Origin of the sequence: Algoriphagus resistens, assembly GCF_001442615.1 — a bacterium.
Taxonomy (GTDB): Bacteria; Bacteroidota; Bacteroidia; order Cytophagales; family Cyclobacteriaceae; genus Algoriphagus; species Algoriphagus resistens.
On record NZ_LMXN01000004.1, the window covers coordinates 16,825 to 40,413 of the forward strand.

General features: G+C 42.9%; 16 protein-coding genes and 1 pseudogene. 5 read left to right on the forward strand and 12 right to left on the reverse strand.

The annotated features are described in order from the left end of the window. Nucleotides 1-35 precede the first annotated feature (35 nt). From AS141_RS08670 to AS141_RS08705, 8 genes are all read right to left on the reverse strand, one after another. Nucleotides 36-1,346 carry a peptidoglycan DD-metalloendopeptidase family protein gene (locus tag AS141_RS08670; RefSeq protein WP_057937265.1) on the reverse strand — a complete coding sequence of 437 codons (1,311 nt, stop codon included), beginning with the start codon at nt 1,344-1,346 and terminating at the stop codon, nt 36-38. Between the two features lie 90 nt (nt 1,347-1,436). Then, nucleotides 1,437-3,578, reverse strand: coding sequence for a catalase (locus AS141_RS08675; protein WP_057937266.1), 2,142 nt, complete (start codon nt 3,576-3,578; stop codon nt 1,437-1,439). A gap of 406 nt (nt 3,579-3,984) precedes the next feature. Further along, nucleotides 3,985-4,386 carry a hypothetical protein gene (locus AS141_RS08680; RefSeq protein WP_057937267.1) on the reverse strand — a complete coding sequence of 134 codons (402 nt, stop codon included), beginning with the start codon at nt 4,384-4,386 and terminating at the stop codon, nt 3,985-3,987. A gap of 196 nt (nt 4,387-4,582) precedes the next feature. Then, on the reverse strand, nt 4,583-5,797 hold the full coding sequence (locus AS141_RS08685; protein ID WP_057937268.1) for an AI-2E family transporter: 1,215 nt from the start codon (nt 5,795-5,797) through the stop codon (nt 4,583-4,585). A 62-nt stretch (nt 5,798-5,859) separates the two neighbouring features. Beyond that, nucleotides 5,860-7,140, reverse strand: coding sequence for a PQQ-dependent sugar dehydrogenase (locus tag AS141_RS08690; RefSeq protein ID WP_057937610.1), 1,281 nt, complete (start codon nt 7,138-7,140; stop codon nt 5,860-5,862). 180 nt (nt 7,141-7,320) lie between these two features. After that, entirely contained in the window at nt 7,321-9,744 is a 2,424-nt protein-coding gene (gene ligD / locus AS141_RS08695; protein ID WP_057937269.1) for a DNA ligase D, read from the reverse strand. Continuing rightward, nucleotides 9,744-10,514: a non-homologous end joining protein Ku gene (gene ku, locus AS141_RS08700; protein WP_057937270.1), complete on the reverse strand. Its 771-nt coding sequence runs from the start codon at nt 10,512-10,514 to the stop codon at nt 9,744-9,746. The genes ligD and ku overlap by 1 nt, the downstream gene beginning before the upstream one ends. Next, nucleotides 10,511-11,419: a diacylglycerol/lipid kinase family protein gene (locus AS141_RS08705; protein ID WP_057937271.1), complete on the reverse strand. Its 909-nt coding sequence runs from the start codon at nt 11,417-11,419 to the stop codon at nt 10,511-10,513. The genes ku and AS141_RS08705 overlap by 4 nt, the downstream gene beginning before the upstream one ends. A gap of 65 nt (nt 11,420-11,484) precedes the next feature. On the opposite strand from AS141_RS08705, the gene surE reads away from it, so the two are divergent. The 5 genes and pseudogenes from surE to AS141_RS27035 all read left to right on the forward strand — a co-directional run bounded on the left by surE (nt 11,485) and on the right by AS141_RS27035 (nt 17,593). Then, the gene (gene surE, locus AS141_RS08710; protein ID WP_057937272.1) at nt 11,485-12,222 is read left to right on the forward strand and encodes a 5'/3'-nucleotidase SurE; all 738 of its coding nucleotides are present in this window, start codon (nt 11,485-11,487) and stop codon (nt 12,220-12,222) included. 329 nt (nt 12,223-12,551) lie between these two features. After that, nucleotides 12,552-13,535, forward strand: a complete 984-nt coding sequence (sbnA, locus tag AS141_RS08715; RefSeq protein WP_057937273.1) for a 2,3-diaminopropionate biosynthesis protein SbnA — start codon at nt 12,552-12,554, stop codon at nt 13,533-13,535. A gap of 33 nt (nt 13,536-13,568) precedes the next feature. Beyond that, nucleotides 13,569-15,380 (forward strand): FAD/NAD(P)-binding protein, encoded by a 1,812-nt coding sequence (locus AS141_RS08720; RefSeq protein WP_057937274.1) that lies wholly within the window; start codon nt 13,569-13,571, stop codon nt 15,378-15,380. Then, nucleotides 15,380-16,819, forward strand: a complete 1,440-nt coding sequence (locus AS141_RS08725; RefSeq protein ID WP_057937275.1) for a type III PLP-dependent enzyme domain-containing protein — start codon at nt 15,380-15,382, stop codon at nt 16,817-16,819. Before AS141_RS08720 ends, AS141_RS08725 begins: the two co-directional genes overlap by 1 nt. An 11-nt stretch (nt 16,820-16,830) precedes the next feature. Then, nucleotides 16,831-17,593: pseudogene (locus AS141_RS27035) on the forward strand (DUF3891 family protein). A 3-nt stretch (nt 17,594-17,596) separates the two neighbouring features. On the opposite strand, the gene AS141_RS08740 reads toward AS141_RS27035, so the two are convergent. The 4 genes from AS141_RS08740 to AS141_RS08755 all read right to left on the reverse strand — a co-directional run bounded on the left by AS141_RS08740 (nt 17,597) and on the right by AS141_RS08755 (nt 23,531). Then, entirely contained in the window at nt 17,597-19,060 is a 1,464-nt protein-coding gene (locus AS141_RS08740) for a RagB/SusD family nutrient uptake outer membrane protein (protein WP_057937278.1), read from the reverse strand. A gap of 18 nt (nt 19,061-19,078) precedes the next feature. After that, nucleotides 19,079-22,147 (reverse strand): SusC/RagA family TonB-linked outer membrane protein, encoded by a 3,069-nt coding sequence (locus AS141_RS08745; RefSeq protein ID WP_082632235.1) that lies wholly within the window; start codon nt 22,145-22,147, stop codon nt 19,079-19,081. A 254-nt stretch (nt 22,148-22,401) separates the two neighbouring features. Continuing rightward, nucleotides 22,402-23,250: an SDR family oxidoreductase gene (locus AS141_RS08750; RefSeq protein ID WP_057937279.1), complete on the reverse strand. Its 849-nt coding sequence runs from the start codon at nt 23,248-23,250 to the stop codon at nt 22,402-22,404. Between the two features lie 32 nt (nt 23,251-23,282). Continuing rightward, nucleotides 23,283-23,531 (reverse strand): DUF7218 family protein, encoded by a 249-nt coding sequence (locus AS141_RS08755; RefSeq protein WP_057937280.1) that lies wholly within the window; start codon nt 23,529-23,531, stop codon nt 23,283-23,285. Nucleotides 23,532-23,589: the final 58 nt, after the last annotated feature.

Consider the following 23,589-nt stretch of genomic DNA (forward strand, 5'->3'; position numbering starts at 1 on the left):
CCAATCTGTGTAAGGAAATAGTATCTTCTGGTTTTCTAAAAATTGCCCCTCTTTAAAAACAATAAATTCTCATCCCGGTCCTGAATCATCTCATATTCTTGTGCCGAGCCAAGTTTACTAAAATTCTCCAACTGTATCAGCAATGAATCTAGGACAAATGGATTTGGAGAGGTATAAGCATACACTGTCGAGCTGGCCATCGGGCTGGCCTCAGGCTGTGAAAGTAAACTTTGGGAAAGATACCCATTTATCCCTTCTACAGTTTGTACCTGAACCCAATCAAAAGTAGCTGCTGATACATAAACCAGGGCATTTGCATCTAGCTTTGATATCACTTCTGATTTAGTCGTAGGAAGTCTTCTTAAATTTGCCTGGGATACATTCACTTTCATTACCGGGGGGAATTCCCTCTCGGGAAGTTCTGAAACAACCTCAAATTCAGTTTGAATGGCGGGATAAGGATTGATCGCTCCATGTTGATATATACCAAAGTGCAAATGTGGGGCAGTAGTTCTGGCATTCCCCGAGTTTCCGACCAATCCCAATGTATCTCCAGGATTTACCCGCTGCAGGTTGCTCACGAGTTGACTGTCCAAATGAGCAAAATATAGATTCCAGTTACGCTCTCTATCTCTTACCCACACCTGTTTCCCTCCCAGTCCCCGATTACGAACAGCCGTAACTACACCATCCACAGGAGCCAGCACCGGGGTGCCCCTTGCTGCAAAAATATCCACTCCTTCATGCGATCTTCTTCCAGCATCCCGCGCATCCCCCCAGACACTCTGGATAGCCCTGCTGTTTTTTCCCTGGACAGGAAATACAGCATAAGTTGCAGTACCATATATTCTGACCTGAAAGTTGCCTTCTCCAAGCAGCTCAGGCTGGATTCTGAGTAGGTATCCGCCGGTTTTTTCCGCTTCGAACTTCACAGAATCATTTTGTATTGCATAGGACTTCAGCTCCTCCCATGCTGGTCCATCCAGTAGGTCAACAATTAACTCGCTACTGTCTTTTGCCTGCCATTGGACCAGAATAGTAATGGAAGCGCCCTGCTCCAGCTGGAATCTCCAGGCTTTGGCCTCTATACTTTTAGACTTAAAACTCCCCTGAATAGCTATGGGAATCTCCAGATCAGCAGCGTTAAGTATCGCCTTACCTGCAGCGCTATGCCATTCTTCACCGATTTTGGTTGCCGCAATTCCCGAATTCTCCAAGGTGCTTAGGTACTGAGTTCTGGCAGAACTGGATTTAAAAATTCTAAGAGTCTGATTGTTGCAGGAAGAAACCAACAGCACTAGGACGGATAAAACAACCAGAGGAAATGCTGATGGGTTTCTTTTCATTGTTTCGAATGGGATTGTGTTCCTTGCTGCTAGCTTAATTTTAAGTAAAATATGCAGGCAAAATCAACGTGTGAAATTGCCTGCCAGTAGTTAAACAGGAATTCTCGTGGCATCCTCTCTCTCCCAAATCCTATGCTGGGCAACCCCCTCAATAAACGCTGCTGCATTCTGATCAAAAAGAACCCCTTTCGGATTGGCGTTCTTAGAAGCATAGGTCATATCCCAAAGTTGCTCTCCACCTCCGTTGACAGCGATATACTTGTAATGCTTATAGGCTTCATCCACGAAGCGGATTGCATCAGGATTTTTATGCAATGTCTCCATACTCTTAGCTCCACCGGGTATAAACACTGCATCAAACAGCACAGATGAAGTGGTCAACAGACTATGATCGACTTTAATTGCTGAGCCATTGGAATCTGCGATAGATCCTGCGTGTGCGCTGATGATTTTCACCTGGCCCCCTTCCTTTTCTATGGCATTTTTAAAGCCTTCAAATGACTCGGCATCCACACCGTCATTCGCCAGGGCAGCAATCATCCTGCCTTTGATTCCTTTGCCGGGTCTTGCCATAAGGCTTAGTGCTGGAGATTTTTCTACAGATGGGCTGACATCAATAGGCTGATAATCTTTAGGGTCAGCATCTGCAGGAAAACTATGATTCAAAGGCTCTTTTGGTGTATTTATCGGATTGATTCCGAGTCCTTCAGCGACAGCTTTCGCCAACTCATTGTTGATATACATAAGCATACCTACCATTCGCTCCCTGATTTCCTCACTCTTCACCTTTCCCAGCTCGAACCGAAGGGCGGAGATAATATGATCTTGTTCCATTTCAGTCTGGCTTTCAAAGAAGAGTTTAGCCTGGCTAAAGTGATCCATAAAGCTTCTGCTTCTCTTCCTTATCTTATGCCCTTCGATTTTTTCATGATGCGAGACAAAACCCCCTTCAGACATTTTTGCCTGAAATGGACATCCTCCACCTATATTATTCGGATGGTAGCTACTTTGTCCAGTATTGATCGTCTGCCGCATGTGTCCTCCCCGTTGATTGTTATGAACTGGAGCGATTGGTCTATTGATCGGAATTTCCGCAAAATTGGGACCTCCCAATCGGGAAAGTTGCGTATCAGTATAGGAAAATAATCTTCCCTGAAGAAGCGGATCATTAGTAAAGTCTATTCCAGGAACCAGATGTCCAGGATGAAATGCGATCTGCTCCGTCTCTGCGAAGAAGTTGGTGGGGTTTCTATCAAGGACCAGCTTACCGACCAGCTTCACAGGTACAAGTTCCTCGGGGATGATTTTGGTTGCATCCAGTAGATCAAAGTCAAATTTATGTTCATCCTGTTCAGGCACTAGCTGCACACCCAGCTCCCACTCCGGAAAGTTTCCGCTTTCAATTGCATTCCAAAGATCCCTTCTGTGGAAATCGGGATCCTGCCCAGAGATTTTTTGGGCTTCATCCCAGGTGACAGAATGGGTTCCTGCCACAGGCTTCCAGTGAAACTTCACGAAAAATGATTCATTCTTTTTATTGATAAAGCGGAATGTATGCACGCCAAAGCCTTCCATCATACTGAAACTGCGGGGCAATGCGCGATCACTCATCACCCACATAATCATATGCATGCTTTCTGGCATCAGGGATATAAAATCCCAAAACGTATCGTGTGCAGAAGCTGCCTGAGGAATTTCGTTGTGCTGCTCTGGTTTTACCGCATGGATCAGGTCGGGAAATTTCATTGCGTCCTGGATGAAAAAGACCGGAATGTTGTTACCTACCAAATCGTAATTCCCCTCCTCTGTATAGAATTTCACAGCAAATCCTCTTACATCCCGCGCTAGGTCAGTTGATCCTTTGAATCCAGCCACAGTACTGAATCTGGTGAATACAGGGGTTTTCTTCCCCTTTTCACTAAGAAAGCCAGCTTGGGTGAATTCTGAAAAGTCTCCGTATGATTCAAAATACCCATGCGCTCCAGCACCCCGGGCATGGACTATTCTCTCTGGGATTCGCTCATGGTCGAAATGTGTCATTTTCTCGCGAAAATGAAAATCTTCCATCAATGTCGGCCCCCGCTCCCCGGCAAGAAGGGAATTTTGATCATCGTTGATTCTCATCCCCTGGTTGGTGGTCATAGCTTCCCCGCTACCATCCTCAGTATTCATGTAGAGGTCATCGGTTTTTGGGTTTTCAGCGTTCCTTTCAGCTTTTTCTTTTTCAGTCATGATACAGTGGTTTTAGTGGTTGTGTTACCAAAAGCAACTAAAAACATTCCAAGCCTCAGTTTGTACGGATTAAATCCTTGACAGAACACAAATCGAAGAAATGCATAGCAGTTGAAAAAAATAAATGGCTGACAAGGACCTGCCACATAGGTCGCCATAACAGCGATTCAGGACAATCAGGGCACAAGAAGATTTCGACAAACAGTCCAGCAAATACTTCCTTCCGATTACCAGATAGGATAACCCTTATGAAAAATCAGTTGCCGAAGTCGGTAAATCTTATCATCATGATTCACTAAACTGTCTCGCAAATTCCTCATAATGAGGTCAAAAATTCAATAGACTATCCGATTGATTTGCAAAAAAAGGATGGCACAAGGATCTCCCTCCCCCATCCTTTCCTATATTAATTCTCAGATTTGCGTTTACCTTCTTCATCATAAGTAAAGGTCTGGTTTGGACTTCCCGGTATTCTGAATTCAAGTTCGTAATACGTGATATTATTTTCCACAAATCTTCTTTTGACAACTATACTATCCGGATGAATATCACTGGTCTTTTCGATTACAGTAACCAATTCCTGTGGCAAATTAATAGAATCTGTAGGACTGATAATCACCGGTATCCTTGAACCATCCGTCAATCTCATACTTGTGTCCGTGCCCGCCTTCATCTTTTCCTCTATAGAGGTAGACTCTTCAACTTCCATTGTACCCTCATCGGTGATGCTTCCATATTCCTTTTTTTCGTTACAGGCTATTATCACCGAGGACAAGGCCAATGCAATTAAAATTAGTTGATTTTTCATAATTGGTTGATTTAATTGAATAGGTTGATATTCATTTGATAAACAAAATCCAACCCAAATCTCTTCAACCCCTGCCTTATCAGGCCGCTGAGCGGATCAGGGTTCTTTTTCAGTTGGTTTTTCAAAGAAACCTTAACTGACCCCTTACAAATCTCCCCGGTTTGAGGAATTTCCCCCGCTGTTTATTGCTGATAATTTACCTATTACTGATTTTATCCCATAGTCTCTCACCCCATTTGCTAAGGAAGTTTTGTTCATCTGCGCCCTTTATATCCTCCTCGCCTAGGGCATAGCCCAGTGGGTGAAGTGCCGGAGTTGCGTCAAAAACAATCTTGGAAATACCTGCAATCGGGATACTCAAGATCATTCCGGCTACACCCCAAATCGAGCCACCTACAACTACTACCATAATGGTAACCAGTGGATTGAGCTCTACCTTACTTCCTACTACATAGGGTTCCAGAATATAACTTTCCACGAACTGGGCTACTCCAAAAGTCAGGGTGACTCCTACAAGCCCCCATAATTCAGCACCTGCAAATACAGCCATAATCAATGAAAGTCCGTAACCAATTATATTTCCTACATAGGGGATAAGGGAAAGAACAGCAGCAATTAAGCTAATGAGAATGGCATTTTCTATCCCGGAAATGGACAGACCAATGCTATAAATGATTGCCAAAAAAGCTATCAATGTCAATCTTCCTACAATGAAATTCAGAGCCAGATCGATGGAATGGTTCATGACCTCTTCGGCTTCTTTTCTATTGCCAATACTAAAGAACTTTAAAATAGAACGCTTCACCTTGTTCCTGTACAGCAGCATGAAAAAAAGATAAATCAATGTAAGCGCAGCATTGCCAAGAAAGCCAAAGAAGTTCTTTAAGATCATGCCTATTTCTTGCGAGGCATTAGAAACCAGTTTTTTAGGCGAAGATCCTTGGGATGTAAAATTTCCAGTTGTATCGGACTTTTTATTTGACGCTTCCGTACTCCCACTTTCTTCAGAATTGTCAGAGCTGTTGGCTGCTTGAGGATAAAGCATCATAAATTGCTGCTGAAAATCCAGCCCTGTTTTATCTGAAATCACTTGCTGCATCTCTTCCAGTTTCGGCTTCATTTTTTCTTTAATTTCCGGCCAGCGCCCGGAAATATTCGAAACCTGTGCAGATAGGATCACAAAAAAAGATGCAAAAACCAGTAAACTTAATAGCACACTTAAAAAAGCAGCTCCCCCCCGGGATAGCTTCCAACTTTCTAATTTCCTGCAAAGTGGTATGCAAATTAGAGTCAAAAGAATTGCAACTGCGACAGGTTTTAAAAAGCCAGCTGCTTGCATGGCACCTAAAACAAAAAAATAAGTGCCTAAAACCAGAAGCGTTATAAGTATAAGAATTTCTTTTGACTTCATTTCTTAGTTATAAATCCAATACAGCTCTCTTTTCCAGTAATCTTCAAGTAATACAGGTTTTTCTAATTGCCCGCATAAGCAATTTTCCATAGCGTGTTTCCGCTGTCATCATTGACCAAAAGTGAGCCATCAGGCAAAACCGAGACGTCCACTGGTCGTCCATATACTTCCGAACTTTCCGCATCAGATACAAATCCCGTAAGAAAGTCCTGTGGTTCACCGGCAGGTTTCCCATTCTCAAATGGCACAAAAAGCACCTTATAACCAGAAAGCTTTCTACGGTTCCATGAGCCATGTTGTCCCACAAAAGCGCCGTTTTTATATTCCTCAGGAAAGGTAGATCCATCGTAGAATGTCAGCCCCAATGAAGCGGTATGACTTCCAACCGGGACATCGGGAACAATCGCTTTTTCTACCAGTTCAGGAGCTTCCCCTTCCATCCTTGGATCTTCGATCTGTCCAAAATAGGAATAGGGCCAGCCATAAAAACCACTCTTTTTCACACTGGTAATGTAATCAGGTACCAGATCATCTCCCAATTCGTCACGTTCATTGACAGCAGTCCAAAGCTCCTTAGTAGTGGGATTCCAGGACATCCCTACTGGATTTCTGAGGCCATTTGCATAGATAACTTCACCAGACCCGTCAGGATTGACTTCCAATATTCCAGCTCTTCTATGCTCTTCTTCCATGCCATACTCCGCATTGTTGCTCGCTGATCCTACAGAAATATAAATCTTGGTTCCGTCTTCATTGGCGATCAGATTTCTTGTCCAGTGATTATTATATCCACCAGCAGGCAGATCAACTATCTTCTCCCCTTCCCCATCAAGCTTCAACTGTCCTTCCTGATAGGAAAACCTATATAATCCATCTGTATTCGCTATATAGAAATAGTCGTCCAATATGAGCATACCATAAGGACTGTTTAAACCTTCTTTGAAAACTTCACGGGATTCATATTCCCCGTTTTTATCCTCGTCCCTGAACATGGTGATTCGATCCGCACTTCCTTTTGTGTCGCTTTCGACTACGAAAATATCCCCATTGGGTCCCACATAGGTATTTCGGGGATTATCCAGATTCTCTGCAAATTTGGTAACTGTAAACCCAGCAGGGGCAGTAGGCATTTTACCTTCTGGCCAGTCCACGATTTTGCTATGGTTCTTCACTGATTCCGAAGAATATGGTGCAGGCAAGATTAGTTCACCGATTGCCGTCTGCACAGTATCGGCACTGGTTTGGGAAATCTCTTCTTTCTCTTCCTTAGATACTTTTTGCTGACAGGAAGCTATACTTATTGTTGCCATCAACAGAAACGGCAGTGTAATTTTAGTATTCATGGTGGGTTTGGTTTGATTTTCGGAGTCAAAAAGATCAATCATGCAGCCAAAAAGGGTACCGGCGAATAGTGCGCTTTAAAGACGTGCAAAAGCACCTTTAATCATTAAGAAAATCACCCCCTTTTTTGCACATGTGAAAATTTATTCCCAATTCGGGTTGTGAATCCTACGGCCCAGAAACTAGCTATCCAACCTTTCAACTGCTTTTTCAATTGAAATTCCTCTGCCGAGAATCTCTGTAAAAAGATCAGGGTACTTTTTAATTCTATCCTTGACCGTAAATATGGTGAAGTCATTCTTATCGAGTTTGCCATTCACTTCCTTCCATAACAACGGAGTGGAAACAGTGGCTCCCGGCTTAGGACGTACGCAATAGACAGCAGCAAGTGTCTGTCCTGGACGATTTTGCAGATAATCCAGATAGATTCTTCCTTTTCTGGCTTTGAGCGGTCTTTCCATCGTGGTGAGCTTTGGCAACCGCTCCTGGATGATTGTGCACAAAAGCCTACAAAAATCCCTCCCTTCCCCAAATGTATAATTTGCTCCCAACGGAATGTATATGTGAAGCCCGCTTGAACCTGAGGTTTTGCAGTACCCCTCCACCCTGATATCACTTAGGAGTTGATGGAAAGCCTGAGCAACTTCTATCACTTCTTTAAAATTGTTCTTGTCTGAAGGATCCAGATCCACAACGATGTAATCGGGCCTATCCAATGAACTGATTCTCGCGTTCCACGGGTTTAGTTCTATGCAACCAAGATTTGCCATATAAATCAGTGTGGCCTCATTTTGACAAAGCATGTAATCAATGTCCTTCTCAGAAGATTCTGAGAAGATGCCAGTAGTCTCAATCCAATCAGGGTAACCTTCAGGTGTATCTTTTTGGTAGAACCCATCTTTGTCGATGCCATTGGGGTGACGGTGGAGATTTTGCGGACGGTCTTTCAGGAAGGGCAAAATGTATTCGGAGATCGAAATATAATAGTCGATCAAATCGTATTTGGTGATCCCTTCCTTCGGCCAAAGTGGCTTCTCCAGATTACTTACTGGAACATTGATTCCATCAATTTCGAGGGAATTAGCTGAACTTCGGCTGGATTCTCCCAGGGTTTCAGGGCTTTCGATTTTTAAATCCTGAGGAAACTTATCATTTCGCAGACTCTTGAAAACGGGCTGACGAAGTCGTTTGTTTTCAGTCCATTCCGCAAAGGCCACTTCTGCTACCAGCACTGGATGTAGCCACACAGCCTTCCTTCCATTGAGGTTGATTTTGTCAGTAAAAGGTGAGTTTGTCTTCCTAATTTTATCAAACTGAGAAATTAATTCCCGTTGGTTTTTAATAGAAAAACCTGTACCACAATTCCCCACATAAATCAATTCTCCCTTTTGATGCAATCCCAAAATCAAAGACCCAAAAGGCCGGTTCTCTGATTTGGTGTAGCCGCAGATGATTGTTTCTATACTTTCCTGTGTCTTGAATTTCATCCAAACTTCCGTCCGAGCGCCTGGGTAATAGAAAGAATCAGCTTTCTTTCCGATGATTCCTTCCAGCCCTTTCTGTTTCACTTCTTCGAAAAAAGCTTTTCCCCCTCCCACTATATGCTCACTATAACGTATGTGGGGCAACCCCTTGACCAAGGTTTGGAGTAACTCTTTTCGTTCTTCCAGCTTGAAATGAACAGTACTATGGCCATCCAAATAGAGTAAATCAAAAACCACATAAACCAGCTCCCCTTTGGGGTCATCTGAATAATGCTGTAGCCATTGGAAATTTGAAATACCGTTCTCATCCAAACTCACCACTTCCCCATCGAGAATAGCACTTTTGGGAAGTTGCTTTAAGCTTTCAATAAGCGTAGGATACGTATCAGAATAATCCACCCCTGTACGGGAATAGAGTGCAGTGGAACTGGAGGAGTGGTTACAAATCATCCTATAGCCATCCCATTTGATCTCATAAAGCCAGTTTTTGGAAGGACTGAACTTCAAATCTTTACTCGAGGAAGCCAGCATAGGCGACACTTGATGTTTCAACGTAACTGCCCTTCCAGGTTTGGTTCTCTCCTCTGCTTTGGTCTCACCCAGATGAAGATTTGCATCATATTCCATGTCTGTGGCAAACTCATCCTTCTTTTTGATCAAAAGCCACTGGGGCTGCTTGCCTTCAAACCGGGTTCTGACCAAAGCAAAATCCCCCCTTAACTTGGTTCCGAAGAACGTTATCTTCAGGTCTCCTTCTTCAAACATCTTAAGGGCAGCGTCCTTGCTGTCCGACATGGGTTCATAAGTTCCCGAATCCCAAATGGCCATTTCCCCTGCTCCATAATTTCCCTTGGGAATGGTTCCCTGGAAGTCCAGGTATTTGAGAGGATGATCTTCTGTCTGCACTGCCAGTCGTTTATCTCCCGCGTTCAGTGAAGGTCCTTTGGGTACGGCCCAGCTTTTCAGCACCCCGTCCATTTCCAGTCTTAAATCGAAATGGAGGCGGCTTGCATCATGGCGTTGCACTACAAACCGAAGTTTACCTACTTGCTGACCAAGGTCACCTCTGGGTTCATTTGTTTTCTTGAAATCACGTTTCTTATTGTATTCTTCCAATGCCATCACGATGCTTTTTTACGTTTTTCCAAACTTGCCTTTAACTGGGCCATCAGATCTTTGGCAGGCGTATCCTTGGGCTCAAACTTCTTGACAACAGCCTTCTTTCCTTTTGATTTTGCCTTTATCACTTTCATTAGTTGCTTAGTATACTGGTCTTTATACTTCGAGGGGTCAAATTTTTCGCTGTATTGGCTGATGAGGGACTGCGCCATTTCCACTTCTTTTTTAGTGGCTTTGGAACTGGAAATTTTTAGCTCTGAAGGACTCCGGATTTCATCCGAAAACCTGATGACATGTAGAACCAATGCATTTTCATACACCCCGATCAGACTGAGGTTTTCTTTTTGGCGCATCACAAAGGTGGCCAGCCCCAGTTTATTTGTCTTTTTCAATGCATCGCGCAAAAGATTATAAGCCTTGCCACCTCCCTTCTGGGGTTCAAGGAAATAGGGTTTTTTAAACAACATATCTGCAACATCTGCTTCATCCACAAAAGCTTCGATTTCCACGACCTTGCTTTTTTTGGCATTTGCCTGGTCAAAATCCTCGTCATCCAGAATAATGTATCTGTCGTCAATTCTATAGCCTTTGACTATGTCCTTCCATTCCACCTCCTTGCCGGATTTCTCATTTATGCGCTGATACCGGATCCTGGCATGATCTTTCGAATCGAGCATATCCAGATCTATCCTTCTGCTTTGGGAAGCTGAATACATTTTGATCGGGATATTGACCAATCCAAAACCTAAGGAGCCATTCCATATTGATTTCATGATTTGTTGGATTTAGAGTTATTGTTTTTCAAAATCTTCAACTGATGCTCTGCCAATGAAATCTTCACTGTTGGAATTTCTTCATAGAGCGTCTGATGTTCAAACAATTCATCATCCACGTGAAAAGGCAGATGGGTCGAGATCTCGATTTTTTTGGCTTTGATAGTTTTAAAAGGACTAGGTATCTGGCTCTTTTTTTGAGCCTTCAGAAATTCTTTCAATACTTTCTTTTGATCTTCCTTGATCAGCATCACGTCCAGGAAATCATCACTATGATCAGCAGTTGGCGCCAATTCAAGCTGAGGCCCCAACTGTTTTGTATTCATGATTTCTATCCAGATGTATTCACCTGAATAGTCTTTTTTGTCCAGCTCTATTCTGTAAGAATGTACAGGAAGTTCATTTTCAAGCTTGATCAGGTTTTTGATTCCAAAATCGACCTTTTTATCTTCATTGCCTTTCATTTTCTTGTTCCTGTCCTTCCGAAGCAGCAATGCTGTGAATATCCCCCAGCCTATGCCTTCCACAAACCACCCCTTTCCTTCTTTGGTTTTATATTCACCTATGCTGAGGTATCGATATTCTTTTTTCCGGTACTGGTCCACTATGTTCTTGTAATAATCTGTCAGATCCAGACTTCCTGCGATATTATTGGCATTACCAAAAGGAAGAATTGCTATGGGACATTTGGTATCATGCAGCTGTAACAACGTCTTTTCCACCGTGCCATCGCCTCCTGCGACCATAATCAGGTCGTAACTTAGTTCCAGCACTTTTTCATACCCATCTTCCTTACAATTTTGGGCAAGCACACTCGCGCCTTGCTTTTCAAGTGATTTTGTAATCCTGGTTAGCGGAAATTCTTCATTTCCGGCTTTTGGGTTATAGAGCAATATGATCTTCATGAGGTATATGGTATAAAAGTCCTGCCTGCTATTTGCATGCTAAAAGGAAACCAAACTGACTAATTATGAATATTTTGATCACAAATGACGACGGGGTCTATAGTCCGGGGATTTTAGAGTTGGCCGAAGTTGCTGCTGAATTTGGTGATGTGCGTATCGTAGCTCCGGACGTAGAACAATCTTCCATGGGACATGCCGTGACTGCCACCCGACCCCTATCTTACCGTAAAACTAAGATTGGAGATTTCAATGCCTATCGCGTAAATGGAACTCCGGCTGATTGTGTCTCCTTGGGGAGCTTTCATTGGGAGAAAGTAGATGCAGTACTTTCCGGTATCAACTTAGGGCCAAATCTTGGCAACTCTATGTGGCACTCCGGGACTCTGGCTGGCGCAAAACAAGCTGCTTTGCTGGGAATAAAGGGTATTGCACTAAGCACTCCCACCCAAAAGGAGGAATATAATTTTTCCCATATCAGGCCTTATGCAAGAGAAGTGGTCTCCTACTTACTTGGTCAAGAAGGCCCTAAACTAGTGAATGTGAATTTCCCTTTTAAGCCTAAAGGAATCACTTGGACACGGCAGTCTGTCCGTCAATACGATGGGCTTGTAAAGCCTTCAGAAGATCCAATGGGCAGAAAGCATTTTTGGTTTACGGTTGTACCTCTGGAACCTGCTGAAGAAGGCACTGATCGATATGCGATAGAAAATAATCTGGTCTCCCTTACACCTTTACGATTGGATCTGACAGATGAATCCCAGCTCGTCAAACTTTCTGGGATGAATATTTTTAAGGGAAAATGACACACAATGGGTGGGGTGAATTTTTCCTAGATGTTGTACAGAATTCTACAATTAGCAGGAAGCCTTCTCGCCCTCACTTCCATTTAAGCTCTTTCCCAAAGAAATACGAAAATTCCGGAACATATCAGGAGAAAGCCTTCAAAATCCGCAGTAAAAATCTATCCCGATGAATTTTCAGCCGTAAGTAAGAAAAACCAGGTCCCTCATCAAGCCTTGATTTTGCCACTTGAAAAAATGAAAACTGCAAGCAAATGACCTGACCACGGAAGGGGGAAAGATTGCAGGTTCGGTTTTAGTACTCACAGGCAGAACAGTCAACCAATTCTTATATGACCAATACACATCAGCCTTGGTATTCCAGAATTTTGGATACAGTAGGACATACTCCATTAGTTAGATTAAACAGGTTATTTTCAGAAAGCCATCAGCGGATTTTTGCAAAAATGGAATCCTTTAATCCGGGAGGAAGTATCAAAGACCGCACGGCCTTACAGCTTATTACCCATGCGATGGAAAACGGAAAACTGAAGGAAGGTGATACTGTCGTAGAGTCCAGCTCTGGGAATATGGCTATTGGACTGGCACAAACCTGCAAGTATTTCGGCCTAAAGCTCGAAGTAGTAGTTGATCCAATGATCAATAACCAGAATATAAAAATCATAAAGGCTTATGGCGGGAGAATCAATTTCGTAGATTCTCCGGCACAGAAAGGAGGTTACCTGCAAGCCAGACTTGACAGAGTTCAAGAAATACTGGCCTCAAACCCTAGAAGCTTCTGGACAAACCAATATGGCAATAATCAAAATCCTGCCACCCATAGGCAAACCATGCATGAAATAGTAAAAGACTTAGGCGAAGCCCCTGATTATCTTTTTGCTGCCACCAGCACCTGCGGAACACTGATGGGATGCGCTGAATACATTAAGAAACATGGCCTGAAAACCAAGGTAATCGCAGTAGATGCTGAAGGAAGCGTGATTTTCGGAACGTCCGCCGGTGATCGCAAAATCCCAGGTCATGGAGCAGGCAGAGCATCCCAATTCCTCGACAAAGAGCTAATTCATTCCTATGTCAAAATAGATGACCAGGAATGCATAAAGGGATGCCATAAACTACTTGATTCTGAAGCGATTCTATGTGGCGGATCTTCAGGGGCAGTTGTTTATGCCTGTCAAAAGCTGATTTCCTCCATTCCCTATGGTGCAACCATTGCTATGATATTATGCGACCGTGGGGAAAGATACCTCGATACGATATACAATGAGGACTGGGTAAAAAAAAATATCACTACCTGTGAGACAGTTCTGATTTAAACTCGGACTGACGCTGGAATAAAATACATCAAAATGACCGAAAAGACTGTATTAGATAAAATCGCATTCATTGGCCTTGGCCCTAAAGGGTTATATGGATTGGAACGATTGCTTGCAAATTTAGCTATGCTTAAAGATGCTTATCCGGTCGAGATCCATTTGTTTAATAAATCAGATTCTTTTGGCGCGGGAGATATTTATAATCCAGACCAGCCTTCTTACCTATTAATGAACTATGCGAATGGATTCATAAATATGTGGCCTGAAGAAGAGCCAAAACCCATAGTTTCACAACCCCAATCTTTTGTAGACTGGTTAAAAACCCATTCCGAAGAATTCCCGGAAGCAAATACCAGTACTTATTCTTCCCGCGCCACAGTGGGCAGGTATCTTTCTGAAGGATTTGAAGATCTTCTCAGAAGATGCCCCAGTGAAGTATCTATCCTAACGCATGTAGGTGAGGTGACTGCTATTCAGAAACATGGGGACACATATAATCTTCTATTCCGAAATTCTGCCGCAGCATTAAAAAGTGAAATCCAGGGCTTCCGAACTATTCTGATCGCCACTGGCCATCCTTGTGTCAATGATCCGGAATCACTTTTCCGCCGCAATCATGTGGATTTCATATATCCTGTAAATCGGAGACTTAAAAATATTCCACCGGGCGTAAAAGTAGCCATCAAAGGAATGGGACTGACTTTCATTGATGCCGTTTTGGCGTTGACAGAAGGTAGAAAAGGCAAATTCGATGTAGATGAAAACGGAAGTATATCCTATACCAAATCGGGTTTTGAACCTGGCAGAATCTATCCATTTTCAAAATCGGGTTTGTCTATGATCCCCCGCGGAAATACCGGAGACATCCTCCCTTACAAGCCATTTTATTTTCGGGAAGAATCCTTAGAGTCTATAGCTCCCTTAGATGGCAAATACGATTTTGAGAAACAGCTTTTGCCGCTAATCGAAAAGGAATTTACGACAGTATATTACAGCAAAAAGTTCAGTGAAAATGGTCAGAAGCTTTTCCTATACAAAGATTTCATGCTAGTAGAATCACAGATTAAACGCTTCCATAAACTTTTCCCAAAAACTGAACGATTTGATTTCCACAGTTTTCTGGAAAAACCATTTTCACAGACAAACCTACATTCTGACACACTTGGATTTATTCAGAAAGGTATTCACGAAGCGGAGATCGGTGTGAATCAAAGTGCTTTTGCTGCAGTAGCAGATCTATGGAGACATCTCAGTGTTTTTTTTAATGAACTCTACAAATTCGGGGGACTAACGCCCCAATCCCAACAGGTCTTTCTCGAAAAATATGCAGGTCATTTGAATAGAACCTCCTATGGTCCACCGATTCTAACCATGAAAAAAATACTCGCTCTGGCAGAAGCTGGAATAATTGATTTCTCCTTCTCTAAAAACCCTCAGATTTCCACAGCTGACACCTTCTCTCTGAAAATAAATGGACAGAAAACTATGTCAGTTGAGTATATGGTGGATGCCAGAATACCTAAGGTTCAACTGCATCCTTGTGCGGGGGAATTATATAAAAACATGCTGGCAGAACAGCTCATATTTCCCTATGTAAACAAACAGGAAGGGCATTTGGATTTTAGACCTGGGTGCCCTGCAATCAATGAAAAAGGACATCCAGTAGACGAAACCGGGATGGCAAATGAAGCAATCACCTTTGCAGGCACGCCTACTGAAGGACTCACCTACGATAATGATACCCTGTCCAGAAAAAGGAATGATTTCGTCAGTAACTGGGCGAAAGAGCTGATGCAGCCTATGATATCCTTACAGTCAGAACCCCGATTCAACCCTACCTATTGATGATGACCAACCTACCTACACTGACCCCAATTACATCGCTATGGATGCATCAACTCATGGGGGATAAGAGCATTTTGAATGCACTGGTACACAAGTATGGCTCTCCAGTGAACATTCACCATACCGACTCGATGGAGGAAAACTACAATTCTTACTATAACGTTTTTGCAGAACTTGAGCTCAAACACAAGATTTTCTTTGCCAGAAAAGCCAACAAGACCAAAGTCGTGACCCAAAAGGCTTACGCCTTAGGAATGGGGATAGATACAGCCAGCCTGCAAGAATACACCCAGTGCCTGGATATGGGGATTCCCGCTTCAGCGTTGATCGTAACAGCCGCCGTAAAAAACAGGAGGCTCGTAGAAAAGGCAGTGCACCATGGCAGCTTACTCATTTTGGACAATAAAGATGAGTGCGAATTGGTGCAGGCAGTTGCGCAAGAGCAACATAAGAAGGCAATAGTCGGCTTTCGGATAAGCGGGTTCTTTCTGAATGAAAAAAGACTGTATAGCAGATTCGGATTTGATTTGTTGGCTATTACTGAATTCATCACTGCCAATTTAATAGAATCAGATAACTATAAGCTATTGGAATATCACGGACTCCACTTCCACTTGAACGGATATTCCATTGAAGAGCGGAAATTTGCTTTAACGCAGTGCCTGGCATTTGCACAGCTTCTCTCCAAAAAGGGTTTAAGAACAGATTTCATAGACATCGGAGGCGGAATCCTGATGAATTATTTGAAAAATAAAGCTGAATGGGACCATTTCAACCTGCAGCTCCGCAAAGCAATCGGCGAAAAAACCACAGAGATAACATTCGAAAACCAAGGTCTGGGGCTGGAAGTAGTGAACGGAGTCCTACAGGGAGAATTGAAAACATATCCATTCTGGAGCCCTGTTACCAAAGGGAATTTCGTACGCAAAATCCTCAGCCATCAAACTCACACTGGAGAAACGCTAGGGGATATTTCCAAAAAACTTGGCATAGAAATCCGTATAGAGCCCGGCAGATCCCTACTGGACCAAGTAGGGCTAACGATAGCCAAAGTAGCCTTCCGCAAGCTGGACTCCAGAGATAACTGGCTGGTAGGGTTGGAAATGAATATGACGCAGCTGCTGAGTGGAAGCGCCGATTTTCTGGTGGATCCGGTTGTTCTATACCAGGAACAGGATTTTGAAGGAGAACCTGTAGCTGTATTCTTTACCGGGGCATACTGTCTGGAACGGGATATCATTTTGAAACGAAAAATCGCATTGCCAAAGCTTCCCAAAATCGGAGACTTAGTGATATTCATCAATACAGCCGGGTACATGATGCATTTTTTCGAGTCAAGTGCCCACCTTTTTCCACTGGCTACCAACCTGGTCTGGAATCGAACTGTAGAAAACGGAAAAATAGATTTAGCTCATTTTCAGAATGACGAAAACCTCTAAATGGCTCCAAAATGATAGTTAGTCCAATTGACAAAGGCTGGAAAATATACTTTCATAAAGCACATGCGCTACTGGCTATGAATATAGGACTTGCCTTAGACCGCAGCCTGTGGCCACTCCCAAAATATTGGGCTGCAGGAATTGAGAGCATCGGAGAGCATGACAACAACCAGCCAAAATGGAATGCCCGGGATAATCTCACTGAATCGGGAGCCCCGCTTGATTATCGCGAAAGGCAAAAAGTAAACTTAGACCAAGCCAATTCGGTACTTGAAAGTGTCAAATACAAATCGAGTTTTATGGTGTTAATGGTTTCGGCTCATTTCCAGAAACTATATGGTGATTCCAAGGAGCTGAAAGTCCAGAAGTTTTTGGAGCAACTGAATACCTCTTGCAATAAAATCATACAAAATCATGGATTTCAAAAAAAAAGTAGCACAGTGCTATCAATTTCTTAGATTCTGTGATGATCTCTCGCTTGCTTTATGTCAAAATGATTTCGAAAATCACAAAGAATCTTTGCAAATCGACCCCGTTTGTGGACAGCAAAAGATTTGCCTAACCCAATTGCCCAATGGGGAATTTGAGCTTGATCCTTGGCTTTTTGATGAAGAGAAGAAAGAATTTTATGCTGAATATTATGCCACCGATACGGATTTTTATAGTGAAGATGAAGAGCTTAGAAATGATCTTGATTTACTTCAACCAATGGAAAAAAAATTCGTGTTTACCAAAAAAGGGCATAGCGCTATGCCCTTTTTTCCTGAAAACTGACACTCAATAGCCTGGGTTCTGGTCACTTGGACTCATCGCTTCATTGAAATTGAGCTCTTCCAATGGTATAGGCCATAAATAATGTTTTTCAGAAATCGTAATTCCTTTATTTCGCATTACAAATTCTTCTGCTCTTCCCGTTCTTTTCAAATCCAGCCAACGCTTGCCTTCAAATTGGGTTTCGTAGGCTTTTTCCTGTAGAATCAAATCTAGAAAATCATCTATAGTCAGCTCTCCCATTTCAAAGTCCATTTCTGATTCCATCATCGGGTCCAGCCCAAATGCTCGGCGATGAACCTGGTTGACCGCTTCCAGATTATCTACAGTCAGCCCATCTACACGGGCGGAGGCTTCTGCATAGATGAGCAACAGTTCTGGATATCGGTAAACAGGAAGGTCATTTCCTGCACCAGTATTATCTACTGCTTGGGATTCAGCATATTTTCCATTAACAATAGTTGAATCTCCCAAACCAAAATCGACAATTTGCCAAAGTCCTTTTCTTAAATCGCCATCCTCCCATTCTTTGTGAAAAGGATTAGTAGCATCTCCGTAGTGGGCATAAGCTCCCCCAAAATTGTAAAGCCCGGTGCTCGGATGGTTTAGAATCCACGGAAGACCATTCCCTTGACCTGTCTGTCTGGCAAATTTGAATGAAAATATTTCCTCGCTGGAAGAGATCAAAGCAGCTCCGAAAATCTTTTCCCGTATGTCATCCGCGGAAGAAATTTCCACCAATTGAAATTCCCCACCATCCATGACTTCCTGAGCTTTCATTTTTGCCATTTCATAGTCTTCTAGCTGAAGATAAACATCCGCCAACAGGGTTTTCGCTGACCATTGAGTAGGTCTACCAGATTCTGCAGCAGAAGAAGGAAGATACATTTCTGCATCTGCCAGATCAGCTAAGATTAAACCATAGACTTCAACTGGACTACTTTTAGGCACATCCTTTTCCTCTATATTTAGCTCAGTACGAAGAGGCACCCCACCCCAGTTTCTCACCAGATCAAAGTAAGTGAGCGCTCTAAGAAATTTAGCCTCCGCAGCATAACTGTTTATTTCCTCTTCTGTCAGTATTTCACTAAGTGGTGCCTTTTGAATGACAATATTGGCATTTCGGATACCTTGGTAGAAGCTATTCCACCTTTCGGCAGCAGTATTTATATTCGTGGGATTGAACCCATCAAAGTCATTATACTGAGCGCGGCTTCCCCTTCCATATCCCCAGTCTGTGTGTGCACTTAGAACTGCTACCTGTTCTGATCTCACCATCCGCAATGGGAAATAAATGGCGTTTGTAGCTGCATCAAAATCGGATTTGCTTTGGTAGAAATTCTCTGTAACAATTGTTTTAGGCTCTTCTTCCAACAGATCGCTACAAGAACTCACTAAACCCCCAACAGCTAAAACACCGGCTATCAGAAGTTTTGAATTTAGTAATCTATAGTTTTTTAACGTTTTCATGGCTTAGTTCTTTGAGGGTTAAAAAGTCGCGTTTAGACCTATGGTATAAGACTTCGGAATCGGATAGCTGAAGTGGTCAATTCCCATCCTATTATCCGCCCCTTTGCTGTTTACTTCAGGATCCCACCAGGAGTAATTGGTGAAAGTCAGCAGATTCTGACCACTGGCATAGACTCTGAGACTTTGAAGAAATTTACCCTGGGAGTTTTTTAGAGGGAAATTATAGGCCAATAGCACGTTTTTTAGTCTTAAGTAAGAGCCATCTTCAACAAATCTATCAGACACACGGGCAGTAGCACTTCTACTGATCCTTGGGTATTTTGCATCTGTATTTTGTGGAGTCCAGTGATCAAGTAGCACGTCTTCTGGCATATTCAACCCCTGTCCATAATCCATTGTGCTTGAGATCGCGCTTACATTCATGATATCGTTCCCTTTGCTTCCCTGAAAGAAAAGATCCAGTTGGAATCCTTTGAAACTCATGTTGGAATTGAAGCCATAGATAAAGTCCGGATTAGGATTACCGATGTAAGTTTTGTCATCCTCTGAGATTTCCCCATCGTTGTTCAGATCTTTGTATTTAATAGCCCCGGTTTCGGTATAACCATCTTCCTGATATCCCCAAAACTGTCCCAAAGGTCTTCCTTCTTCCATTATTGAAAAATTATCAGCAACTGTGATCACATTGATGAAATTGGTAAGGATAGGTTGTCCTTCATTCAGGCTCAATACCCTATTTCGGTTGAAAGAGATATTCCCATCCACGCTCCACCGGAAATCTGAGTTTAGAACTTGGGCAAATAGACTTAACTCTACCCCTTTATTTTCTATGGAACCCACATTATCTATTGTCGTCGTGTAGCCAAAAGAACTAGGTAGACGGACTGTACTTAGTAAATCATCGGTGGTTTTAATATAATAATCCGCTCCTAACACAACACGGTCCTGCCAAAGTCCCAAATCCAAACCGAGATCAAATTGCTCGGTAGTCTCCCACTTCAAATCCCCTGGAAGTGTGGAGCCTGGTGCAAGAAAATTATATAACTCATCTCCGAAGACAGTATATCCCGGAAATAGCCTGTTTAACGTAGCATATGGATCAATCGCCTGTGATCCCGTAAGCCCCCAACTTGAGCGGATTTTCAACGTGGAAACAACTTCCTGGCTTTTCATAAATTCCTCTTCAGATACTTTCCAGGCGATGGCTCCAGATGGAAAATAACCCCACTTATTTCCTTCACTATATCTAGAAGATCCATCAGCCCGGAAAGATGCTGTCAGGAGGTATTTATTGGCAAAACCATAATTCACTCTTCCCAAATATGAAAACAAAACTGAATTTGAATAGCCAGAGGTAGGGATGCCTGGTGTCTCCGCAGCACCAAGATTGTCTGTCTGGTAAAGATCACTCAGGAATCCTGCACCACTTCCCGCCAGAAACTTAGTGGTAAAATCCTGGTATGTCAGCCCTGCCAATACATTTAAATCATGCTTTTCATTGAAGACCTTTGCATAGGTAATTGTATTCTCATTCAGCCGACTAACATACTGACTGGTGGTAATACTTGCGTTCCCATTACTATTGATGAAGTTTCTGCTCCTGTAGTTATCTGTTCTGTCATCACGGTTTTCAATACCACCAGATACTTTGATCGTGAGCTCTGGTATTGGATTGTAGCTAATAGCAGCATTGGCCAAAACCACATTTGCCGTGACCACTGATGATTGTTCATTGATAAAATAAAGTGGGTTAACCAAATCCGGTGAGATGAAAGGAAAATCATCTGTTAGATTATTTATAGTACCATCAGAAGTATAGGGGGCTGAAAGCGGGGAAGCTACTAATGCAGCACCGATCATGCTCGCACCTCTTGAGCCACCTTCGCTATCCCTTCTTGCTGTGACTAATTTGCTTAGTGTACTGTTAAAATCGACACTGAATTTGTCACTGATTTTGTGGTTAACATTGGATCTGATCGAGTATCTGTCATAATCAGAGCCCTTGATAATACCATCTTGCTGAAAGATACTTCCCCCAACCAAAAATTGGGTATTCTCACCTCCCCCAGAGATACTAAGTGATGTATTTTTGATCGGAGCTTGTTGGAAAACTTCATCCTGCCAATCCGTCCCTTCTCCAAAACCACTGACTTCAGCATCTGTAAAATAAGGTTCCAGCCCATCATTTTCAGCTTGAATATTCATCAGCTGAGCATATTGGCTTCCATTCATCAGGTCCAGTTTTTCTCTCAATGTCTGCACACTATACGCAGCATCAAACTCCACTACTGTTCCAGCCCCGCTACCACTTTTGGTTGTGATTAATACTACACCATTTGCACCTCTGGAGCCGTAAATTGCTGTAGCCGACGCATCTTTAAGAATTTCAATACTTGCTATATCTGAGTTATTCAGGTTGGTAGGATTTCCGGAGAAAGGGAAACCATCAATCACATAAAGTGGATCATTATCTCCCTGAATAGAATTTGCTCCCCGGATTCTGACCGAGACACCACCTCCCGGAGAACCATTATTCTGGATTACCTGAACACCGGGGGCACGCCCATTTAGCGATTGGAGCACATTGGAGGTGGGAAAAGCATTCAATTCACCTGAATTTACCTGGGCCACAGAACCGGTAAGATCTGCTCTGCGGGCAGAGCCATACCCAATCACTACCACCTCATCCAATTCTTGATCATCGCTGGACAGTATCACATCTAGAGTAGTCTGGTTTCCAAGCTCTACTTCTTTGGACTGAAAGCCCAAAAATGAAAATACCAGCACGACTCCGTCCTGGTCTGCTGGTATTGGTATGCTATAGTTTCCCGAATCGTCAGAGATAGCTCCTGTATCTGTTCCTTTAATCTGTACTGTTGCTCCAGGTAAAGGGCTTCCATCTGAATCTTTAATTGTACCTGTAACAACTCCCTCTGAGGACTCGGCAGAAGGAGGGGGGATTGTATCTCGCGTAGGCACAGTGTCTTGGAGATAACGTGGCGGATTGCTTTCTGCTAGCGTTTCAAGGGAAAGTCCTATTCCCAACGAAATACTAACCAGGATAATGAAGGTTGGAATCTTTTTCATAGTTGGTTGGTCAAAATGAAACAATTGTGGGGTATTGTGCCATTTTTAAGATCAACTACTATTCCAGTATTACGCCTAAACTATAGGTGCCCCTGATTCCTTCAATTAACAGTTTTTACCGTAGAGCAGGATTAAAATCTGATAATTGCCAACTTACCCAGTTCCCGTCAAATCATCAGTATGTGGATTATTGACCTCATACTGTCCTTATCAAAGCCTGGAACACACGAAGGATCACCCCAGGGATTTTTCCACTATCCTCCGATTATTTCTCCACCATTTACATGGATAAACTGACCAGTGATATAAGAACTGTCTTCACCCGCCAAGAAAACATAGGCAGGAGCTACCTCACTGGGTTGACCCGCTCTCTGCAAAGCAGTGTCTTGGCCAAACTTGGTAACATCATCAAACGTGGCAGGAATCAAGGGAGTCCATATAGGCCCGGGCGCCACTCCATTTACGCGTATTTTATCCTTGGCTAACATCAACGCTAAGGAGCGGGTAAAACCTACAATTGCTCCTTTGGTACTGGCATAATCCACCAAATGCTCACTGCCCCGATAGGTGGTCACCGAACTGGTATTGATTATAGTATCTCCTTCTTTGAAATGTGGAACAGCCAATTTTGCCATATGGAAATATGCGAAAATATTTGTCTCGAAAGTCTCGTGAAGCTGCTTTGTAGTGATGGATGCCAGCTCATTTTTGGGAAACTGAACAGCTGCATTGTTTACCAAAATATTTATCCCGCCCAATTCCTTCACACACTGGTTTAGTGCCTTTTTGCAAAAGCTCTCCGACTTGAGGTCACCTTCGATAAGCAAGCATTTTCTCCCTTCCTGTACTACCATCTTTTTTGTGTCCTCTGCATCCTTATCTTCACTGAGGTAAATTATAGCCACATCCGCTCCCTCACGGGCAAAATGGACTGCGACACTTCTACCGATACCGCTATCTCCTCCCGTAATAAGTGCTACTTTATTTTTCAGTTTTCCGCTGCCCTTATATCCCTTTCGGATCACTTCCGGAACTGGTTTCATTTTACTTTGCCTACCGGGCAGGGACTGCTTCTGGTCTTCAAATTCAGTTGGTCGTTTCATGGTGTAAGTGGTTTAGTCAGGTAAGATTTAACTCAGGAATTTCTCAAAGCAGAGATCAGCTCTTTCTTCGTCATTTTGCTACGTCCCCCGATTCCTACTTCTTTGGCTTTGTCATATAATTCCTGTTTTGATCTGTCTTCGTAGTCTTCCGCTTTGCCGCCTTTTTTGCCCGAATCGGGAGTATTTGCAATACGGGCAGCCTTGGTTTTACTCATTCCATCTTTGCGTAGTGCCTCGTATTTTTCATCATTTTTGATCTGTGGGCCATGGTCTTTTGTCATGATTTCTACAGTTTAAAGTTATATAATGTGTTTTTTTGGATGTCTCAAAGCCACTTTG

Bases quoted from the DNA above. Each gene is read 5' to 3' on its own strand.
- sbnA (WP_057937273.1), top strand. From the start codon at position 12,552: ATGACCAATACACATCAGCCTTGGTATTCCAGAATTTTGGATACAGTA.
- AS141_RS08725 (WP_057937275.1), top strand. From the start codon at position 15,380: ATGATGACCAACCTACCTACACTGACCCCAATTACATCGCTATGGATG.
- AS141_RS08720 (WP_057937274.1), top strand. From the start codon at position 13,569: ATGACCGAAAAGACTGTATTAGATAAAATCGCATTCATTGGCCTTGGC.
- AS141_RS08690 (WP_057937610.1), bottom strand. From the start codon at position 7,140: ATGAATACTAAAATTACACTGCCGTTTCTGTTGATGGCAACAATAAGT.
- AS141_RS08755 (WP_057937280.1), bottom strand. From the start codon at position 23,531: ATGACAAAAGACCATGGCCCACAGATCAAAAATGATGAAAAATACGAG.
- AS141_RS08740 (WP_057937278.1), bottom strand. From the start codon at position 19,060: ATGAAAACGTTAAAAAACTATAGATTACTAAATTCAAAACTTCTGATA.
- AS141_RS08745 (WP_082632235.1), bottom strand. From the start codon at position 22,147: ATGAAAAAGATTCCAACCTTCATTATCCTGGTTAGTATTTCGTTGGGA.
- AS141_RS08680 (WP_057937267.1), bottom strand. From the start codon at position 4,386: ATGAAAAATCAACTAATTTTAATTGCATTGGCCTTGTCCTCGGTGATA.
- ligD (WP_057937269.1), bottom strand. From the start codon at position 9,744: ATGGCATTGGAAGAATACAATAAGAAACGTGATTTCAAGAAAACAAAT.
- AS141_RS08670 (WP_057937265.1), bottom strand. From the start codon at position 1,346: ATGAAAAGAAACCCATCAGCATTTCCTCTGGTTGTTTTATCCGTCCTA.
- AS141_RS08750 (WP_057937279.1), bottom strand. From the start codon at position 23,250: ATGAAACGACCAACTGAATTTGAAGACCAGAAGCAGTCCCTGCCCGGT.
- ku (WP_057937270.1), bottom strand. From the start codon at position 10,514: ATGAAATCAATATGGAATGGCTCCTTAGGTTTTGGATTGGTCAATATC.
- surE (WP_057937272.1), top strand. From the start codon at position 11,485: ATGAATATTTTGATCACAAATGACGACGGGGTCTATAGTCCGGGGATT.
- AS141_RS08675 (WP_057937266.1), bottom strand. From the start codon at position 3,578: ATGACTGAAAAAGAAAAAGCTGAAAGGAACGCTGAAAACCCAAAAACC.
- AS141_RS08685 (WP_057937268.1), bottom strand. From the start codon at position 5,797: ATGAAGTCAAAAGAAATTCTTATACTTATAACGCTTCTGGTTTTAGGC.
- AS141_RS08705 (WP_057937271.1), bottom strand. From the start codon at position 11,419: ATGAAGATCATATTGCTCTATAACCCAAAAGCCGGAAATGAAGAATTT.